13 protein-coding genes, 1 pseudogene and 1 riboswitch are annotated in these 13,887 nt (G+C 68.4%); of the genes and pseudogenes, 6 read left to right on the top strand and 8 right to left on the bottom strand.

From position 1 onward, the window contains the following. The first annotated feature begins 51 nt into the window (after positions 1-51). A riboswitch (cobalamin riboswitch) is annotated at positions 52-288 on the top strand. Positions 289-457: 169 nt separating this feature from the next. Genes cobA through CFB35_RS08185 form a run of 4 tightly spaced genes read left to right on the top strand, consistent with a single transcriptional unit; the run spans position 458 to position 3,525 of the window. After that, positions 458-1,207 carry a uroporphyrinogen-III C-methyltransferase gene (gene cobA, locus CFB35_RS08200; protein ID WP_059584328.1) on the top strand — a complete coding sequence of 250 codons (750 nt, stop codon included), beginning with the start codon at positions 458-460 and terminating at the stop codon, positions 1,205-1,207. Further along, positions 1,204-1,581 (top strand): cobalamin biosynthesis protein, encoded by a 378-nt coding sequence (locus CFB35_RS08195; protein WP_089464745.1) that lies wholly within the window; start codon positions 1,204-1,206, stop codon positions 1,579-1,581. The genes cobA and CFB35_RS08195 overlap by 4 nt, the downstream gene beginning before the upstream one ends. Before the next feature lie 34 nt (positions 1,582-1,615). Beyond that, the gene (cobO, locus tag CFB35_RS08190; protein ID WP_059584089.1) at positions 1,616-2,218 is read left to right on the top strand and encodes a cob(I)yrinic acid a,c-diamide adenosyltransferase; all 603 of its coding nucleotides are present in this window, start codon (positions 1,616-1,618) and stop codon (positions 2,216-2,218) included. 2 nt (positions 2,219-2,220) lie between these two features. Continuing rightward, on the top strand, positions 2,221-3,525 hold the full coding sequence (locus CFB35_RS08185; protein ID WP_089464744.1) for a cobyrinate a,c-diamide synthase: 1,305 nt from the start codon (positions 2,221-2,223) through the stop codon (positions 3,523-3,525). Positions 3,526-3,612: 87 nt separating this feature from the next. On the opposite strand, the pseudogene CFB35_RS35285 reads toward CFB35_RS08185, so the two are convergent. Together CFB35_RS35285 and CFB35_RS08175 are read right to left on the bottom strand one after the other, a co-directional pair. Beyond that, a pseudogene (locus CFB35_RS35285) lies at positions 3,613-3,705 on the bottom strand (type II toxin-antitoxin system RelE/ParE family toxin); the annotation flags it as partial. A gap of 142 nt (positions 3,706-3,847) precedes the next feature. Continuing rightward, positions 3,848-5,011, bottom strand: coding sequence for a M20 aminoacylase family protein (locus CFB35_RS08175; RefSeq protein ID WP_089464743.1), 1,164 nt, complete (start codon positions 5,009-5,011; stop codon positions 3,848-3,850). Positions 5,012-5,368: 357 nt separating this feature from the next. Here CFB35_RS08175 and CFB35_RS08170 point away from each other — a divergent pair, with 357 nt between their 5' ends. Both CFB35_RS08170 and CFB35_RS08165 read left to right on the top strand, forming a co-directional pair. Beyond that, entirely contained in the window at positions 5,369-6,439 is a 1,071-nt protein-coding gene (locus CFB35_RS08170; RefSeq protein ID WP_089464981.1) for a type IV toxin-antitoxin system AbiEi family antitoxin, read from the top strand. Next, a complete protein-coding gene (locus tag CFB35_RS08165) occupies positions 6,408-7,313 on the top strand; it encodes a nucleotidyl transferase AbiEii/AbiGii toxin family protein (protein WP_059643318.1) in 906 nt (301 codons plus the stop codon). The genes CFB35_RS08170 and CFB35_RS08165 overlap by 32 nt, the downstream gene beginning before the upstream one ends. 45 nt (positions 7,314-7,358) lie before the next feature. On the opposite strand, the gene CFB35_RS08160 is transcribed toward CFB35_RS08165, so the two are convergent. The 6 genes from CFB35_RS08160 to CFB35_RS08135 all read right to left on the bottom strand — a co-directional run bounded on the left by CFB35_RS08160 (position 7,359) and on the right by CFB35_RS08135 (position 13,887). Beyond that, positions 7,359-7,775, bottom strand: coding sequence for a type II toxin-antitoxin system VapC family toxin (locus tag CFB35_RS08160; protein ID WP_081066539.1), 417 nt, complete (start codon positions 7,773-7,775; stop codon positions 7,359-7,361). Further along, positions 7,772-8,035 (bottom strand): type II toxin-antitoxin system VapB family antitoxin, encoded by a 264-nt coding sequence (gene vapB, locus CFB35_RS08155; protein ID WP_089464742.1) that lies wholly within the window; start codon positions 8,033-8,035, stop codon positions 7,772-7,774. The genes CFB35_RS08160 and vapB overlap by 4 nt, the downstream gene beginning before the upstream one ends. A gap of 251 nt (positions 8,036-8,286) precedes the next feature. Further along, positions 8,287-9,303, bottom strand: coding sequence for a GNAT family N-acetyltransferase (locus CFB35_RS08150; RefSeq protein ID WP_059584095.1), 1,017 nt, complete (start codon positions 9,301-9,303; stop codon positions 8,287-8,289). Continuing rightward, positions 9,303-10,142: a formyltransferase family protein gene (locus CFB35_RS08145; protein ID WP_089464741.1), complete on the bottom strand. Its 840-nt coding sequence runs from the start codon at positions 10,140-10,142 to the stop codon at positions 9,303-9,305. Before CFB35_RS08145 ends, CFB35_RS08150 begins: the two co-directional genes overlap by 1 nt. Before the next feature lie 85 nt (positions 10,143-10,227). Then, positions 10,228-12,465 carry a TonB-dependent siderophore receptor gene (locus tag CFB35_RS08140; RefSeq protein WP_089464980.1) on the bottom strand — a complete coding sequence of 746 codons (2,238 nt, stop codon included), beginning with the start codon at positions 12,463-12,465 and terminating at the stop codon, positions 10,228-10,230. Positions 12,466-12,510: 45 nt separating this feature from the next. Next, positions 12,511-13,887 (bottom strand): lysine N(6)-hydroxylase/L-ornithine N(5)-oxygenase family protein, encoded by a 1,377-nt coding sequence (locus CFB35_RS08135; RefSeq protein WP_089464740.1) that lies wholly within the window; start codon positions 13,885-13,887, stop codon positions 12,511-12,513.

Below are 13,887 nucleotides of genomic sequence, written 5' to 3'. Positions count from 1 at the left end.
GCCCCGCGCAGCGGGCGCGCCGGGGCCGCTCGCGCGGCGCACGCGTGTGCTATCGTATGCGCCGCGTTCGGTGCTCGCATGCGCATTCGTGCATGCAGTTAAACGGGAAACAGGAGGCGGAGATCTGCCCGGCCTGTGCTGTCCCCGCAACGGTACGCCGCCCGCGCAACGCGCTCTGCCGCGCGTGCGCCCAGGCCGCCCGCGATGCCACTGCCCTTCTGCCGGGCGGGAAGGCTGCGGCCTGGCAAGCGGCCAGCCCGGATACCGGCCGACGCAAGGGGCGAGCGCACTGCTCGCCGAACGCCCGATCCGCGGGGGACGGATGGGGTGCGCATTCCACCCGCGTTCGCGCGGGTTTCGCCCGATCCGCCATGCACTGCCTGCCCGCCGGCCGCCGATGCGCCGCCCGCCTGCCCTGTTCCACTGTTTCGACACGGTGCGCGCCGTGCCGCGCGCGATGAGCCGCGCCTGGCTCGTCGGCGCCGGCCCCGGTGACGCCGACCTGCTCACGCTCAAGGCCGTACGCGCGATCGGCGCGGCCGACGTGCTGCTCGTCGACGATCTCGTGAACCCCGACGTGTTGCGCCATGCGCGCGCCGATGCGTCGATCGAGCACGTCGGCAAGCGTGGCGGCCATGCGTCGACGCCGCAGGAGACGATCGTCGCCGCGATGCTCGCGCACCTGCGCGCGGGCCGCAGCGTCGCACGGCTCAAGGGCGGCGATCCGTTCGTGTTCGGCCGCGGCGGCGAGGAACTGATCGCGCTCGGCGCGGCGGGTTTTCCGGTGGAAGTCGTCAACGGCATCACGGCCGGCATCGCCGCACCGGCCGCGCTCGGCATCCCGGTCACGCACCGCGGCGACGCGCAAGGCGTGATCTTCGTCACCGGCCACGGCGCGGGCGCCGACGAGCCCGACTGGCGCGCGCTCGCGGCCACCCGCATGACGATCGTGATCTACATGGGCATCCGCCGGCTCGACGCGATCGCCGCGGCGCTGCGCGACGGCGGCCTGCCCGGCGACACGCCGTGCGCGGCGATCGAGAACGCCACGCGCGCCGAACAGCGCCACGTACTCGCGACGCTCGATACGCTCGTCGCGCGCGTCGGCGAAACCGGCATCGGTTCGCCGGCGATCGTCGTGATCGGCCGTGTAGCCGCGCTCGCCGACGATCCGGCGGTGCGTGCGGCGCTCGGCGGCCGCGCATGATGCGCGTCGCGCTCGGCGTCGGCTTCCGCGCGGGCGTCACGCCCGTGCAACTCGATGCCGCGATCCGCGCCGCGCTCGCGCGCCATCCGGGCGCCGAACCGGCGCTCGTCGCGACGCTCGCCGACAAGGCGCGCGCCCGTGCGCTGCGCACGCTGTGCGCGCGCCGTGGCTGGCCGCTCGTCTCGTTCGATGCTGCGCAACTCGCGAGCCGTCCGGAACTGGCCGCGAGCGGTCCTTCCGACGCCGCGCTGGCCCGCTTCGGCGTCGCGGGCGTGGCTGAGCCGTGCGCGCGGCTCGCGGCGCCGCATGGCCGGCTGCTCGGCCCCAAATCCATCCGGGACGGCGTGACGGTCGCGCTCGCCGGCCCGCTTTGAACCCATTGTTTCGCTTTCGACAGGACGATTCCCGATGAAGACCGATTCCGAATCCCATCAGCGGATGGCCGAACGCCGCCGCGCCGGCCACGAGAAGAAGCAGGCCGCCGCCACGCAGGAGAAAGGCCTGCTGATCGTCCACACCGGCAACGGCAAGGGCAAGAGCACGGCCGCGTTCGGGATGGCCGTGCGCGTGCTCGGCCACGGCATGCGGCTCGGCGTCGTGCAGTTCATCAAAGGGGCGCTGCACACGTCCGAGCGCGACTTCCTCGGTGCGGTCGCACAATGCGATTTCGTGACGATGGGCGACGGCTATACGTGGAACACGCAAAACCGCGACGCCGACATCGCGACCGCGCGCAAAGGCTGGGACGAGGCGCGCCGGATGATCGAAAGCGGCGACTACCGGATGGTGATCCTCGACGAGCTGAACACCGTGCTGAAGTACGAATACCTGCCGCTCGACGAAGTGCTCGCGACGCTCACGGCTCGACCGGAGTCGGTGCACGTCGTCGTCACCGGGCGGCACGCGCCCGATGCGCTGATCGATGCGGCCGATCTCGTCACCGAAATGCGACTCGTCAAGCATCCATACAAGGAGCAAGGCGTGAAGGCGCAGCGCGGCGTGGAGTTCTGAGCATGCCGGCCTGCCCCGCGCTGTTCGTCAGCGCGCCCGCGTCGGGCCAGGGCAAGACGTCGGTGACGGCCGGCCTCGCGCGGCTGCACCGCCGGCTCGGCCGCCGCGTGCGCGTGTTCAAGACCGGGCCCGATTTTCTCGATCCGATGCTGCTCGAACGCGCGAACGGCACCAGCGTGCATGCGCTCGATCTCGGGATGGTCGGCGAGGCCGGTTGTCGCGCGCTGCTCGCCGAAGCCGCGCGCGACGCGGACCTGATCCTGATCGAAGGCGTGATGGGCTTGTTCGACGGCACGCCGAGCAGCGCCGATCTCGCGGCCGCGTTCGGCGTGCCGGTCGTCGCGGTGATTTCGGCGAAGGCGATGGCGCAGACGTTCGCGGCGATCGCCTTCGGGCTCGCGCGGTTCCGGCCGGGGTTGCCGTTTCACGGCGTGCTGGCCAACCGCGTCGGCTCGGCGCGGCATGCGGAGTTGCTGCAACAAGCGTTGCCCGGCGACCTGCGCTGGCTCGGGCACGTGCCGGTCGATGCGGGTATTGCGCTGCCGGAGCGGCATCTCGGCCTGCATCAGCCGGCCGATATCGACGATCTCGATGCGCGGCTCGACCGCGCGGCCGATGTGCTCGCGCAAACCGCGCTCGCCGAGTTGCCGCCTGCCGTCACATTCGCGGAACCGGACGTGGCCGCACCGCTGCCGCGTGCGCTGGCCGGCAAGCGGATCGCGGTGGCGCGCGATGCGGCGTTTTCGTTCATCTATCCGGCGAATCTCGCGTTGCTCGACGCACTCGGTGCCGAGCTGCGATTCTTCTCGCCGCTCGCCGACGAACCCGTGCCCGACGATTGCGACGCGCTGTTTTTGCCGGGCGGCTATCCGGAACTGCATGCGGCGACGCTTGCCGGGAATGCCGCGACCGCACGGACGATTCGCGCGCATGCGGCCGCCGGCCGGCCGATCGTCGCGGAATGTGGGGGGATGGTGTATCTGTGCGAATCGCTGACCGATGTGGATGGGTCGACGACGCCGATGCTCGGGCTGCTGCCGGGGCAGGCGACGATGCAACGCCGGTTCGCGGCGCTCGGCATGCAGCAGCTCGATACGCGCACGGGGCCGATGCGCGGGCATACGTTTCATTATTCGCGGCTGGATACGCCGCTGGTGCCGGTCGTGACCGCCGCGCGGCCCGATGGCGCGGCGGGCAGCGGTGAAGCCGTTTATCGCGCGGGCGCGATCGTCGCGACGTACATGCACATGTACTGGCCGTCGAATCCGGATGCGGTCGTTGCGTTGTTCAGCGGGGAAGCGTTCTAGGCTGATCGATGTCGAGCCTGCATCGAGGCGGCATCCTGTCGGGTTTGAGCGTCGCTTTGTAGCGACTACGGCATTCGACGTGCGCGGCTACGGATGCCGTTCGATGTCCATTCGCTGATGCAGGAGCCGAATCACATCGATCGCGTCATCCGTTTCACGGTAAAACACAACGTGAGAGCCAGCGGGGTAGCGAAAATACCCGTCGCGAACGACGCAAGTTCGCCCCGTTTTTTTGCCGCGCGCAGCGCTTCGATGGTGCCGCTCAGATCACGGTGATGGTGCTCTGCCTGCTCAGGAGACCCACGCTGTCTAGCCTCGTCCGTCACACCAGAAACGCCTCGGCCAACTTCACCCAATACGACGCACCGGTCGGCAACGCCGCGTCGTTGAAGTCGTAGCCGGGGTTGTGCACCATGCAGCCGCCCTCCCCGTCGCCGTTGCCGATGATCAGGTAGCAGCCCGGCCGCTTTTCGAGCAGGAACGCGAAGTCCTCGCTGCCAGTGAGCGGCACCATTCCGTCGATCAGATTGGCTTCGCCGACCCATTCACGCGCGACGCCGCGCGCGAACGCCGTCATCTCCATATCGTTGACGAGCACGGGGTAGCGGCGCTGGTAGTCGATCGTCGCGGTCGCGCCGAACACGGCTGCCTGCGCATGCACGACCTTCTTGATGCGCGTCTCCAGCAGGTCGCGCACGTCGGGCTTCAGCGCACGCACCGACAGGCGCATCTGCGCGCGATCGGGAATCACGTTCGGCGCGTCGCCCGCATGGATCGCGCCGACCGTGACGATCGCCATGTCGAGCGGCGACACGTTGCGCGACACGATCGTCTGCAGCGCCAGCACGATCTGCGCGCACACGACGACGGGATCGATCGCCCGGTGCGGCACCGCGCCGTGTCCGCCACGGCCCTGCACGTCGATGACGACCGTATCCGACGACGCCATGAACGGCCCCGGCAGGAAACCGAACGTGCCGGTCGGGAAGCCCGGCATGTTGTGCATCGCGAAGATCGCGTCACAGGGAAATTGCTCGAACAGCCCGTCGTCGAGCATCTTCTTCGCGCCGCCGAGCCCTTCCTCGGCCGGCTGGAAAATCAGGTTCAGCGTGCCCGAGAAGCGGCGTTCGCGCGCGAGGTGCTTCGCGGCCGCGAGCAACATCGCCGTGTGGCCGTCGTGGCCGCACGCGTGCATCTTGCCCGCGATCGTGCTCTGGTACGGCAGGCCCGTCGTTTCGTGGATCGGCAGCGCGTCCATGTCGGCGCGCAGCCCGAGGCGCTGCTGGCCGTCGCCCACTTTCAACTGCGCGACGACGCCAGTGCCGCCGAGCCCGCGATGCACGGTGTAGCCCCATGATTGAAGTTGCTCCGCGACGAGATCGCTCGTCGCGAATTCCTCGAAACCGAGTTCGGGGTGGGCGTGGATACGATGCCGGATCTCGATCATTTCATCGGCAAGGCCTGCGGGGATCACGCTGTGCGTCACGGTGTCGTCTCCTGTTGTCCAGTGGGGAACGTGCAGGCAAGGATAGTTCGTTGAGCAGCAACCGAACAGACAGAAAGTCGTCGCGGTGGCAACCGTTGATTGTCGGTCGATCGCAGGACGCGGGGCAAAGCGCGGCCGCCCGTATGGGCTATCCCATACGAACGACTGCCGCTAGCGACAGGCATGCCCGACACGGGGTGTTCCGGCTCGATTTTCACACGGAGGTTATCGTTGGCAGTCGCCCAACATCCCGGAATAATCTCTTTACATCAACGGGTTGAAATGATTTGTTCATTTTTTGACGGTTGTACATTTTTTGTGTACGCTGACAAAACAGTGAACAAGCGATTCTCCGTGATGCCCGCGAACGTCCCCTTCCCCATCTCGGAACAGCACGTGCTCGACGAGGCTTGTGCCGCGTTCGGACGCGCGACCCGGCGCTTCGCCGCGCGGCCCGTGCGCGTGCCGCAGGCGTACCAGGCGCGCGCCGACGCCATGATTCGCTTCGACATCGCCGGGCAGACCTTCGAGATGCCGGCAGCCGTGAGCGTCGGCGTCGAATCGCTGCAAGCAGCGCTCGCGGCGCTGCGTCGCCGCGGCGGCCCACCGGTGCCGGGCGAGCGGCCGCTGATGCTGGTCGCACCTTATTTTTCTGCCGAACTGGCCGCCCGCCTGACCGAGCACGACATCCCGTTTCTCGATACCGCCGGCAATGCGAGCCTGATCCAGCCGGAGGTCACCCTGATGATCGCCGGCCGACCGAAACCTCCGCGTACGCCGCGCCGTCAGGCGTCGCGCGCGACCACGCCGAAGGGGCTCGCCGTGATGTTCGCGCTCGCGACGCAGCCGGGCCTCGTCGCACAGCCGTACCGGGCGATCGCCGCCGCGTCGGGCGTCGCGCTCGGCACGGTCAATCTCGCGATGGACGACTTGATCGCGCGCGGCCTCGTCGCGCAGCGGCGCAACGGCGAAAGGCTGATGCCGGACTGGCCGCGCTTCCTGCAGGAATGGGTCGCGCTGTACCCGAGCCGCCTGCGCGCGAAACTGCCGGCCCGGCGGTTTGCCGCGATCGCACCCGACTGGTGGCGCGGCTTCGATTTCGCCGCCTTCGATGCGCGGCTCGGCGGCGAAGCGGCGGCGGATCTGCTGACGCACGACCTGAAGCCGGCGGCGATCACCGTCTATACGCACGGCGCCGTGCCGAACCGCCTGCTGCTGCAGGCGCGCCTGCGCCCGGACGAGCACGGCGACGTCGAGCTGCTCGAAGCGTTCTGGCCGCGCTCGCCGGCGCTCGACTGGGGCGAGCAGGATGTGCCGCTCGTGCCGCCGCTCCTGATCTATGCGGATCTCGTCTCGTCCGGGGACAGCCGCAACCTTGCTGCCGCCGAACGGATCCATGACCGATACCTCACCCACCCGCCCGCTTGAAGTCGAGGCGAGCCGGCCGCTCGAACCGGCGGCGGTCGCGCTGCTGCGAGCGGTCGGCACGACCTGCGCGCAACTCGACGCGGCCTTCGTCGTGGCCGGCGCAACCGCGCGCGACATTCTGATGTGGCATGTCCACGGCATCCGGCCGGCGCGCGCGACGCGGGACGTCGACGTTGCCGTATGCGCGGTGAGCTGGCCGTTCCACGCGCAGCTCGTCGATACGCTCGTCGCGACCGGGCGATTCACGCGAGCACCGAAACAACAGCAGAAACTGCTGTTCGAAAGCGGCATGCCGGGCTTTCGCACCGAGCTCGATCTCGTGCCGTTCGGGCCGCTCGAAGCGCCGCCGGGCGAAATCGCGTGGCCGCCGGCCGGTGAATTCGTCCTGAACGTGCTCGGCTTCCAGGAAGCGGTCGACACGGCGCAGCCGGTATCGATCGACGCGCGGACCGTGGTGCCGGTCGCCCGTTTGCCCGCCCTCGCGCTGCTCAAGCTGCTCGCGTGGAAAGATCGGCGCGCGCGCCAGAACAGCGACGCGTACGACCTGCTGTTTCTGCTGCGCCACTATCATGACGCCGGGAATCGCGAGCGCATCTGGGATGCGGCGGCCGATCTGCTCGAGACACATGCGTTCCAGCCCGGTCTTGCCGCAGCCGGGTTGCTCGCGCGGGATGCGAAACGCATTGCCCTGCCGCAAACGCGCGACGCCATCCGCGCATTGCTGTCCGACGAAGCAACCTATGCGGCACTCCGCCAGGATCTGCTCGCTCGCGCGTTCGCGCTACTGCCAGGCGAATTCAGCGACGACGCCGAACGGTATCTCGACGCGTTCCGGCGCGCGTTTCTCGTCGATTCGCCCCCGCCGCACGCATAATGCGCCAAGCAGCGGCGACGGCATCGCACTTTCAGCCCGACGTGTTCATGCCGCCCAATCCTCCAGCGACAACCCCGCGACACGGCCGAATTCGCGGCCGTTGTGCGTGACGAGCACTGCACCGGCCGCGATCGCATGCCCGGCGATCGACGCATCGTTTGCGCCGATCGGCGTGCCGCGTACGGCGAGCGCCGCGCGAATCGCGGCCGTGGCGTCCACCGCCGCGGAATCCCACGACAGCACGCCATCCAGCCGGGAAACGAAGGCCGTCACGAGTTCCGCATGCTTCGGGGACGCTCGTTTGCCAACCGCGCCGAAGCGCATCTCGGCGTAGGTAACGGCCGACACGACGATCCGGTGCTGCGCGTTGACGCACGACTGCAACCGCGACAGCACGACGGGTGGCCGCTCGCGCATGATGAACGAACAGATGTTCGTATCGAGCATGTAGAGCGTGGTCACCGGTTGGACTCCGTCGGGGCGTCGGCGTCGCCGGACAGATCGAAGCGACCGGACTCGATGACGGCCGGACGTTCGGCAAGGAAATCGACATCGGCCAGCGGTTCGTTCGCGAACGACAGCCACGTGGGACGTACCGGCCGCAACAGCAGCGTATCGCCCTCGCGGCGGATCTCGAGTTCCGTGACACCCTCGAACTCCATGTCCTTCGGGATGCGGATTGCCTGGTTACGGGCGTTCTTGAAAATGGAAACGGTGCGCATGAGCCACTCCGTGGAAGTACGATGCGCCCATTTTAGACATATGTCGGCATATGTCAATTTGGCGGGTGGCGAACTCGCGGTTGCGTCCCACGTTGTCGAGGATGACTGATTCATGCTGGCGGCCTGTCGTCGATGAGAGAAGTGCCCCATTCTTCATGACGCAGGCCGCGCGGTCCATATACCGGACGGCCGATGCATGCGCATCGCAAGGCCGCGCGCACCGTCGCAGCGACGCCGCGTGCCCGGCCCCGTCAAGGCAACCGGAAAGTGTCAAAAAACGTATCGCGCTCGATCACGGTGAGCGCCGCGCGCTTGTGCGGGAAATCGAATTCCTTCAGCGTGTAGAACCCCAGCCGGTGCATGTACGCGATATGCCGCACGTGATCCACGCGCGGCTCGCCGACGAGCCGCTGCGTACGCGGCTCGTCGACGAACATGTAGTGCAGCACCCCGCTCCACCACGCATGCAGCTTGCCCGCGCTCTGGAAACGCGAATCGCCGATCAGCAGGTGCAGCCCGCGATCGTAGTCGTGCGCGTCGTAGAACGGCGCGAGGCGGTCCTCCTTCGCCCAGTAGAACTCGAAATAGCCGAACGGCGTGTCGTCGAAATAGCCGATCATCGGGTGCATGTGCGGGTCGGCCAGCCGTTCGGCGAGATACGCCGCATGCTCGTCGCGCGTACCGCGCTGGTCCCAGAAGTGCGCGACACGGTCGAGGTTCATCCAGCCGCTGAACAGGTCCGCGTGTGCATCGATGTCGACGGTGCGCAGGCTGAACGTCATCCCGACCTGCGGCATGTGGCGCGCATAGATCTCGCCGGCCGGCGACGGCGGCCGCACCGGATGCCGATGGCCGTTCGTGATCGCGTAGCGCAGCGGCATCCCGCCGGACGCGCTCGCCTTCAGCCACGGCCGCGGATTCTGCCAGAACGTCGTGCGCGACACGGTGAGCCGCAGCGTGTCGCCCGCGACTTGCGCGCCGTCGATCACGCCCTCGCGCACCGCACGCGCGACGTACGCCGCCACGGCCGCCGCATCGGCGCCGCCGCGCGGCACCGAGATCGTCGCCGCGTCGTACCGCGTGTCGGTGTTGAACAGCGCGACGAACGTCGCGAGCAGCGCGTCGGGCGCGTCGTCGGGCCGCCATGCGTCGAGCGCATGCTCGACGACGGCCCCCGCCTGCCCGTGCGCGGCGCCGTCGAGCGCGGCGGCCGCTTCACCTTCGACCGCGTCGGCGGCGCCGGCCGGTTTCGTCAGCGTGTCTTGCATCACAATGCTCCCGCGTCGTGGCGGTCGGCGAGGACGTGCAGCCCGCGCTCGAGCGCCGGAAACAGGCTGCGCTGGAAGTTGTTCCAGCGCAGTTCGAGAATCGTGTCGTCCGGCGCGATCGGCGTGTCGAGCACGTCGCAGATCACCTCGCCGGAATCGATACCGTTGTCGACGTAGTGGAACGACGCACCCGTCATCGTCACGGGTTCGACCGCCGACGTGGCGCCCGTGGCCCAGTCGACGCGTTCGCCGCGCGCGCCGTGCAGCGCGTCGAGCGTCGCCCATGCGCCGCGCCGCTGGTACGGCGAATCGTCGGCCGTGATGCCCGGGTGGATGTTCGCGATGCGCCGGTGAAAGCGCGCGCCCGGCCGCACGAGTTCGTCGAGGATCACGAGCAGCCCGTCGAGCACGACGATGTCCGCTTCGAGTTCGAGCAGGCGTTCGAGCAGGCGGCGCTCGAACGCCTGTTTGCCGGCCACGCGCTCGCGCGCGTCGCGCGGCAGCCGCCGGTACGTCGACGCAATCGTGCAGAACAGTTCGTCGACCGGCCTGCCCTGCACCGTCAGGCCTTCCGGCAGGATCCACGGGCGGCCCGGGGTGCGCGCGAAACCGTAGTCGGCGACTTTCGCGCGGTCGGCGGGCGAGCCTTCGTCGTCGTCGACGATCACGCCCTGGAGCGTGTAGCGTTCGCCGAGCGGCGAATCGTTCAGGCGCTCGACGAGGAATTCGAGCGGCGCCTTCATGTAGCGCGTGCCGCCCCGATAAGCGACCGGCTGGCCGGCACGATCGGCCGCGCCGTTGCGCAGCGACTGGATGTAGACGAGATTTTTCTTCGGCATGGATGCGTCGTGGAAAAGCGGACGAAGGCGCCGCGGCCGCCCGCGCCGGCCACGAAGGCCGGCCGGCGAGCCGCGGCGCGCGACGTCACCAGTTGTATTTCGCGGTCGCGATAACCGTGCGGTCGGTCCCGAAAATGCAGACGTTGTTCGACTGGCAACCGCTGATGTAATGGCGGTTGAACAGGTTCGTCCCGTTCACGGCGAAGCGCCAGTTACGCATGTCGTAATGCAGGCCCGCGTCGAACAGCGTGACGCTCGATACCGTCAGCGAGTTGTCGGCCGCACCGGCCGACGCGCTCTGGTAGCGAATGCCGCCGCCGAGGCCGAAGCCCGCGAGCGGCCCCGTGTGCCACGTCCAATCGGTCCACAGCGACGCCATCTGGCGCGGCCGCGGGATATCGACCGGCCAGTTGTTCAGCGAGACGTCGTTGGCCTGCACGTTCTTCACGTCCTGATAGACGTACGACGCGATCACCGACAGGTTGCGCGTGACCTTGCCGGTCGCGCTCAGCTCGATCCCGCGCGAGCGCACCTCGCCCGTCTGCACCGACTTCGTGCCGGTCGGGTCCTGGCTCGGCAGCGCCGACGTGAGCACGTTGGTCTGGTTGATCTGGTAGATCGCCGCGTTCAGCATCAGGTTCTTGCCGGGCGGCTGCCAGCGCAGGCCAGCTTCGATCTGCTTGCCGCGCGTCGGCTGCGGCAGCCCGCCGCCGACCAGGTTCACGCCGATCAGCGGATTGAACGACGTCGCGTAGCTGACGTACGGCGACAGCCCGTAATCGCCCTGGTACGTGAGGCCGACGCGGCCCGTGAATGCCGTCACATCGGCCTTCGTCGACGTGCCGGCCGCGCGGTCGTCCTGCCGCAGGTTGACCCAGTCCTCGCGGCCGCCGAGCGTCAGCGTCCAGCGGTTCCACTTGATCTGATCCTGCGCGTACAGGCCGAACGTGTTCAGCGTCGTGTACGTGTTGGTGCGGAACGTCGCGTCGGGCGTGAACACCGCCGTCGTGACCGGCTGGTACACCGGGTTGTAGATGTTCAGCGGCGGCGCGGCGGCCAGCCATTCGCTGTCGGTCGCGGTCTGGCGGTTGTACTGGAAGCCGAGCAGCAGCGTGTGCTGGAGCGGGCCCGTGGCGAAGCGGCCCTCGAGGTTGTTGTCGATGTCGAAGCGGCTGTAGTTCATCTGGAACACGCCGGCCCAGCGCGACACGTCGGTCGTGCTGCCGTCGACGAAGCCGTTGCCGAACACCGAACCGTTGTCGAGCGACAGGTGCATCAGCCGCGTGTTCTGGCGGAACGTCCAGGCCGGCGTCAGGTTGCGCTCGAACTGGTAGCCGACCGACCACTGCTTCTTGCGGTAGTAGTTGAAATTCGGGTCGCCGCCGTAGACGTCCTTGTCGAGCTGCCCGTTCGGATTCGGCAGCACCGTACCCTGCGCGGGCAGGAAGTTCGACGAGATGTCGCCCCAGTCCTGCAGGTAGGTCGCGGACAGCGTCAGCGACGTATCCGCGTCCGGGCGCCAGCGGAACGACGGCGCGAGCGCGACGCGCTGGTCGTTGTTCGGGCCCGTCAGCGCGTTGCCGTCGCGCGCGACGCCGACGAACCGGTACGCATACTTGCCGTCCGGATCGAGCTTGTCGCCGACGTCGATCATGAACTGCTTGCGCGCGTAGTTGCCGATCTGCACGCCCGCTTCGCGCACGCGCTCGCCGTCGGCGAGCTTGGTGTGCACGTCGATGATCGCGCCCGGATCGCCCGCGCCGTACAGCACCGAGGTCGGCCCGCGCAGCACGCTGATGCTGTCGATCATGTACGGATCGACGCGCCAGCTCGCGAGGTTGATCGTGTTCGGCACCTGCAGCCCGTTCACGTAGGCGGTCGGCGTGAAGCCGCGCAGCGCCGCGTACCAGTCGGAGCGGTTGTCCGAGCCGTACGACGAGAAGCCCGGCACGTAGCGCAGCGCCGCGTTCACGTCGGTGGCGCCGGTCATCTCGATCTGCTGCGCGGTGACGACGTTGATCGTCTGCGGGATCTCGTTGAGCGGCGTGTCGGTCTTGGTGCCGGTCGTGCTGCGCTTCGCGACGAGCCCGACCGTGCCGTCACCTGCCGAGGCCGCGTTGACGGTGATCGCCGGCAGCGTGCCGTTTTGCGCGCTGGTCGACGCATTCGCCGTCGCGCCGTTTTGCGCACTGCTGGCCGACGCCGCGGCGCCCGCGTTCACGGCCGGCGCCGTCTGGGCGTATGCGTGCCCTGCCGCCGTACCGAACGCCACGCTTGCCGCGGCTGCGATCGCACGCAAACGCGTGCCTGTTGCCCACTCCATCTTCTTCTGCTCCACTTTTTCGTGCGGTCTCCGACCGCGCCTTTGTCAAAGAGCGAAAGCCATCCGGCCCGCGCTCACCCCGTTGTTCGGTCGTTTTTCGTGCGTTGCCCGGGCCGCGCCGTCGTCCTGCGCGAACGCGATCCCGTCTTCGAGCGACGCGCAGATTTCGTCCGCGCGGCGCGCCAATACCGACAGCAGCGTGTCGGACAGGCCGTGGCTGTCTTCGCAGCAGCCTTGCAGGTAGATGCGCGGCGCGAAGTGCTCGGGCGTCGCGAGCAGGTAGTCGCGCGTCACGTCGCCGCGCGTGAGCGCATCGCCCAGATGCGGCGCGAGCCCTTCGAGCAGCGCCGAATGCGTGTCGCGGCGATAGCCGGTCGCGAGCACGAGCGCATCGAAACGCTCGACGCGCGTGGCGCCGCTCATCCGGTCGCGCACCGTCAGCTCGATGCGGCCGTCGGCGGCGCGCACCGCGGCCTCGATCGCGCTGTTCGCGAGCAGCGCATGGCGCGGCGTGCCGTCGATGCGCTGCAGGTACAGCATTTCGTAGATCTGCTCGATCAGCGGCCGGTCGACCACCGCGTAGTTCGTATCGCGATAGCGCTCGAGCAGCGCACGACGCGCGTCGTGCGGCTGCGCATAGACGACGTCGGTGAATTCGGGGCTGAAAATTTCGTTGACGAACGGGCTGTCGTCGGCCGGCTTCAACGCGCCGGCGCGCATCACGAGACTCGCGTCGACGTGCGGGAAGCGGCGCGCGAGGTCGATGAACACCTCGGCCGCGCTCTGCCCCGCGCCGATCACCGCGACGCGGCGGCGTTCGCCGTCGGTCGACGCGACGAGCCGGTCGATGTCGGCCAGGTACGACGACGAGTGGATCACGCGGTCGCGGCCGAGCGCGGCGAATGCATCCGGAATCGCCGGCGTGCCGCCGACGCCGACTGACAGCGCGCGCGTGACGCGCTGGCGCTCGTGGCCGGCCGCGTCGCGCGACAGCACGCGCAGCGCGTCGATCTTCGCGCCGTCGCCGCGCACCGGTTCGATCCCCAGCACCGTCTCGCTGTAATGGACGCGGTCGTCGAACGCATCGGCGACCCAGCTCAGGTAATCGTGGAATTCGACGCGGGTCGGGTAGAAATTCTTCAGGTTGATGAATTCGTTCAGGCGGCCGCGTTCGAACAGATAGTTGATGAACGTGTAGCGGCTCTTCGGATCGCGCATCGTCACGAGATCCTTCAGAAACGAAATCTGCATCCGGCAGTCGTCGAGCAGCATCCCGCGATGCCAGCCGAATTCCGGCTGGCGCTCGATGAAGCAATGGGCGAGCGTGTGCGCGCCGCCGCGCTCCGCGAGGCGCACGGCCAGCGCCAGATTCGACGGCCCGAAGCCGACGCCGATCAGGTCGAATACGGTTTCTCTCTGCAT

The organism is Burkholderia sp. AU16482, assembly GCF_002223285.1.
Taxonomy (GTDB): Bacteria; Pseudomonadota; Gammaproteobacteria; order Burkholderiales; family Burkholderiaceae; genus Burkholderia; species Burkholderia semiarida.
Note: the sequence above shows the minus strand (reverse complement) of the source record. Positions and strands in the feature narration are given on the sequence as shown.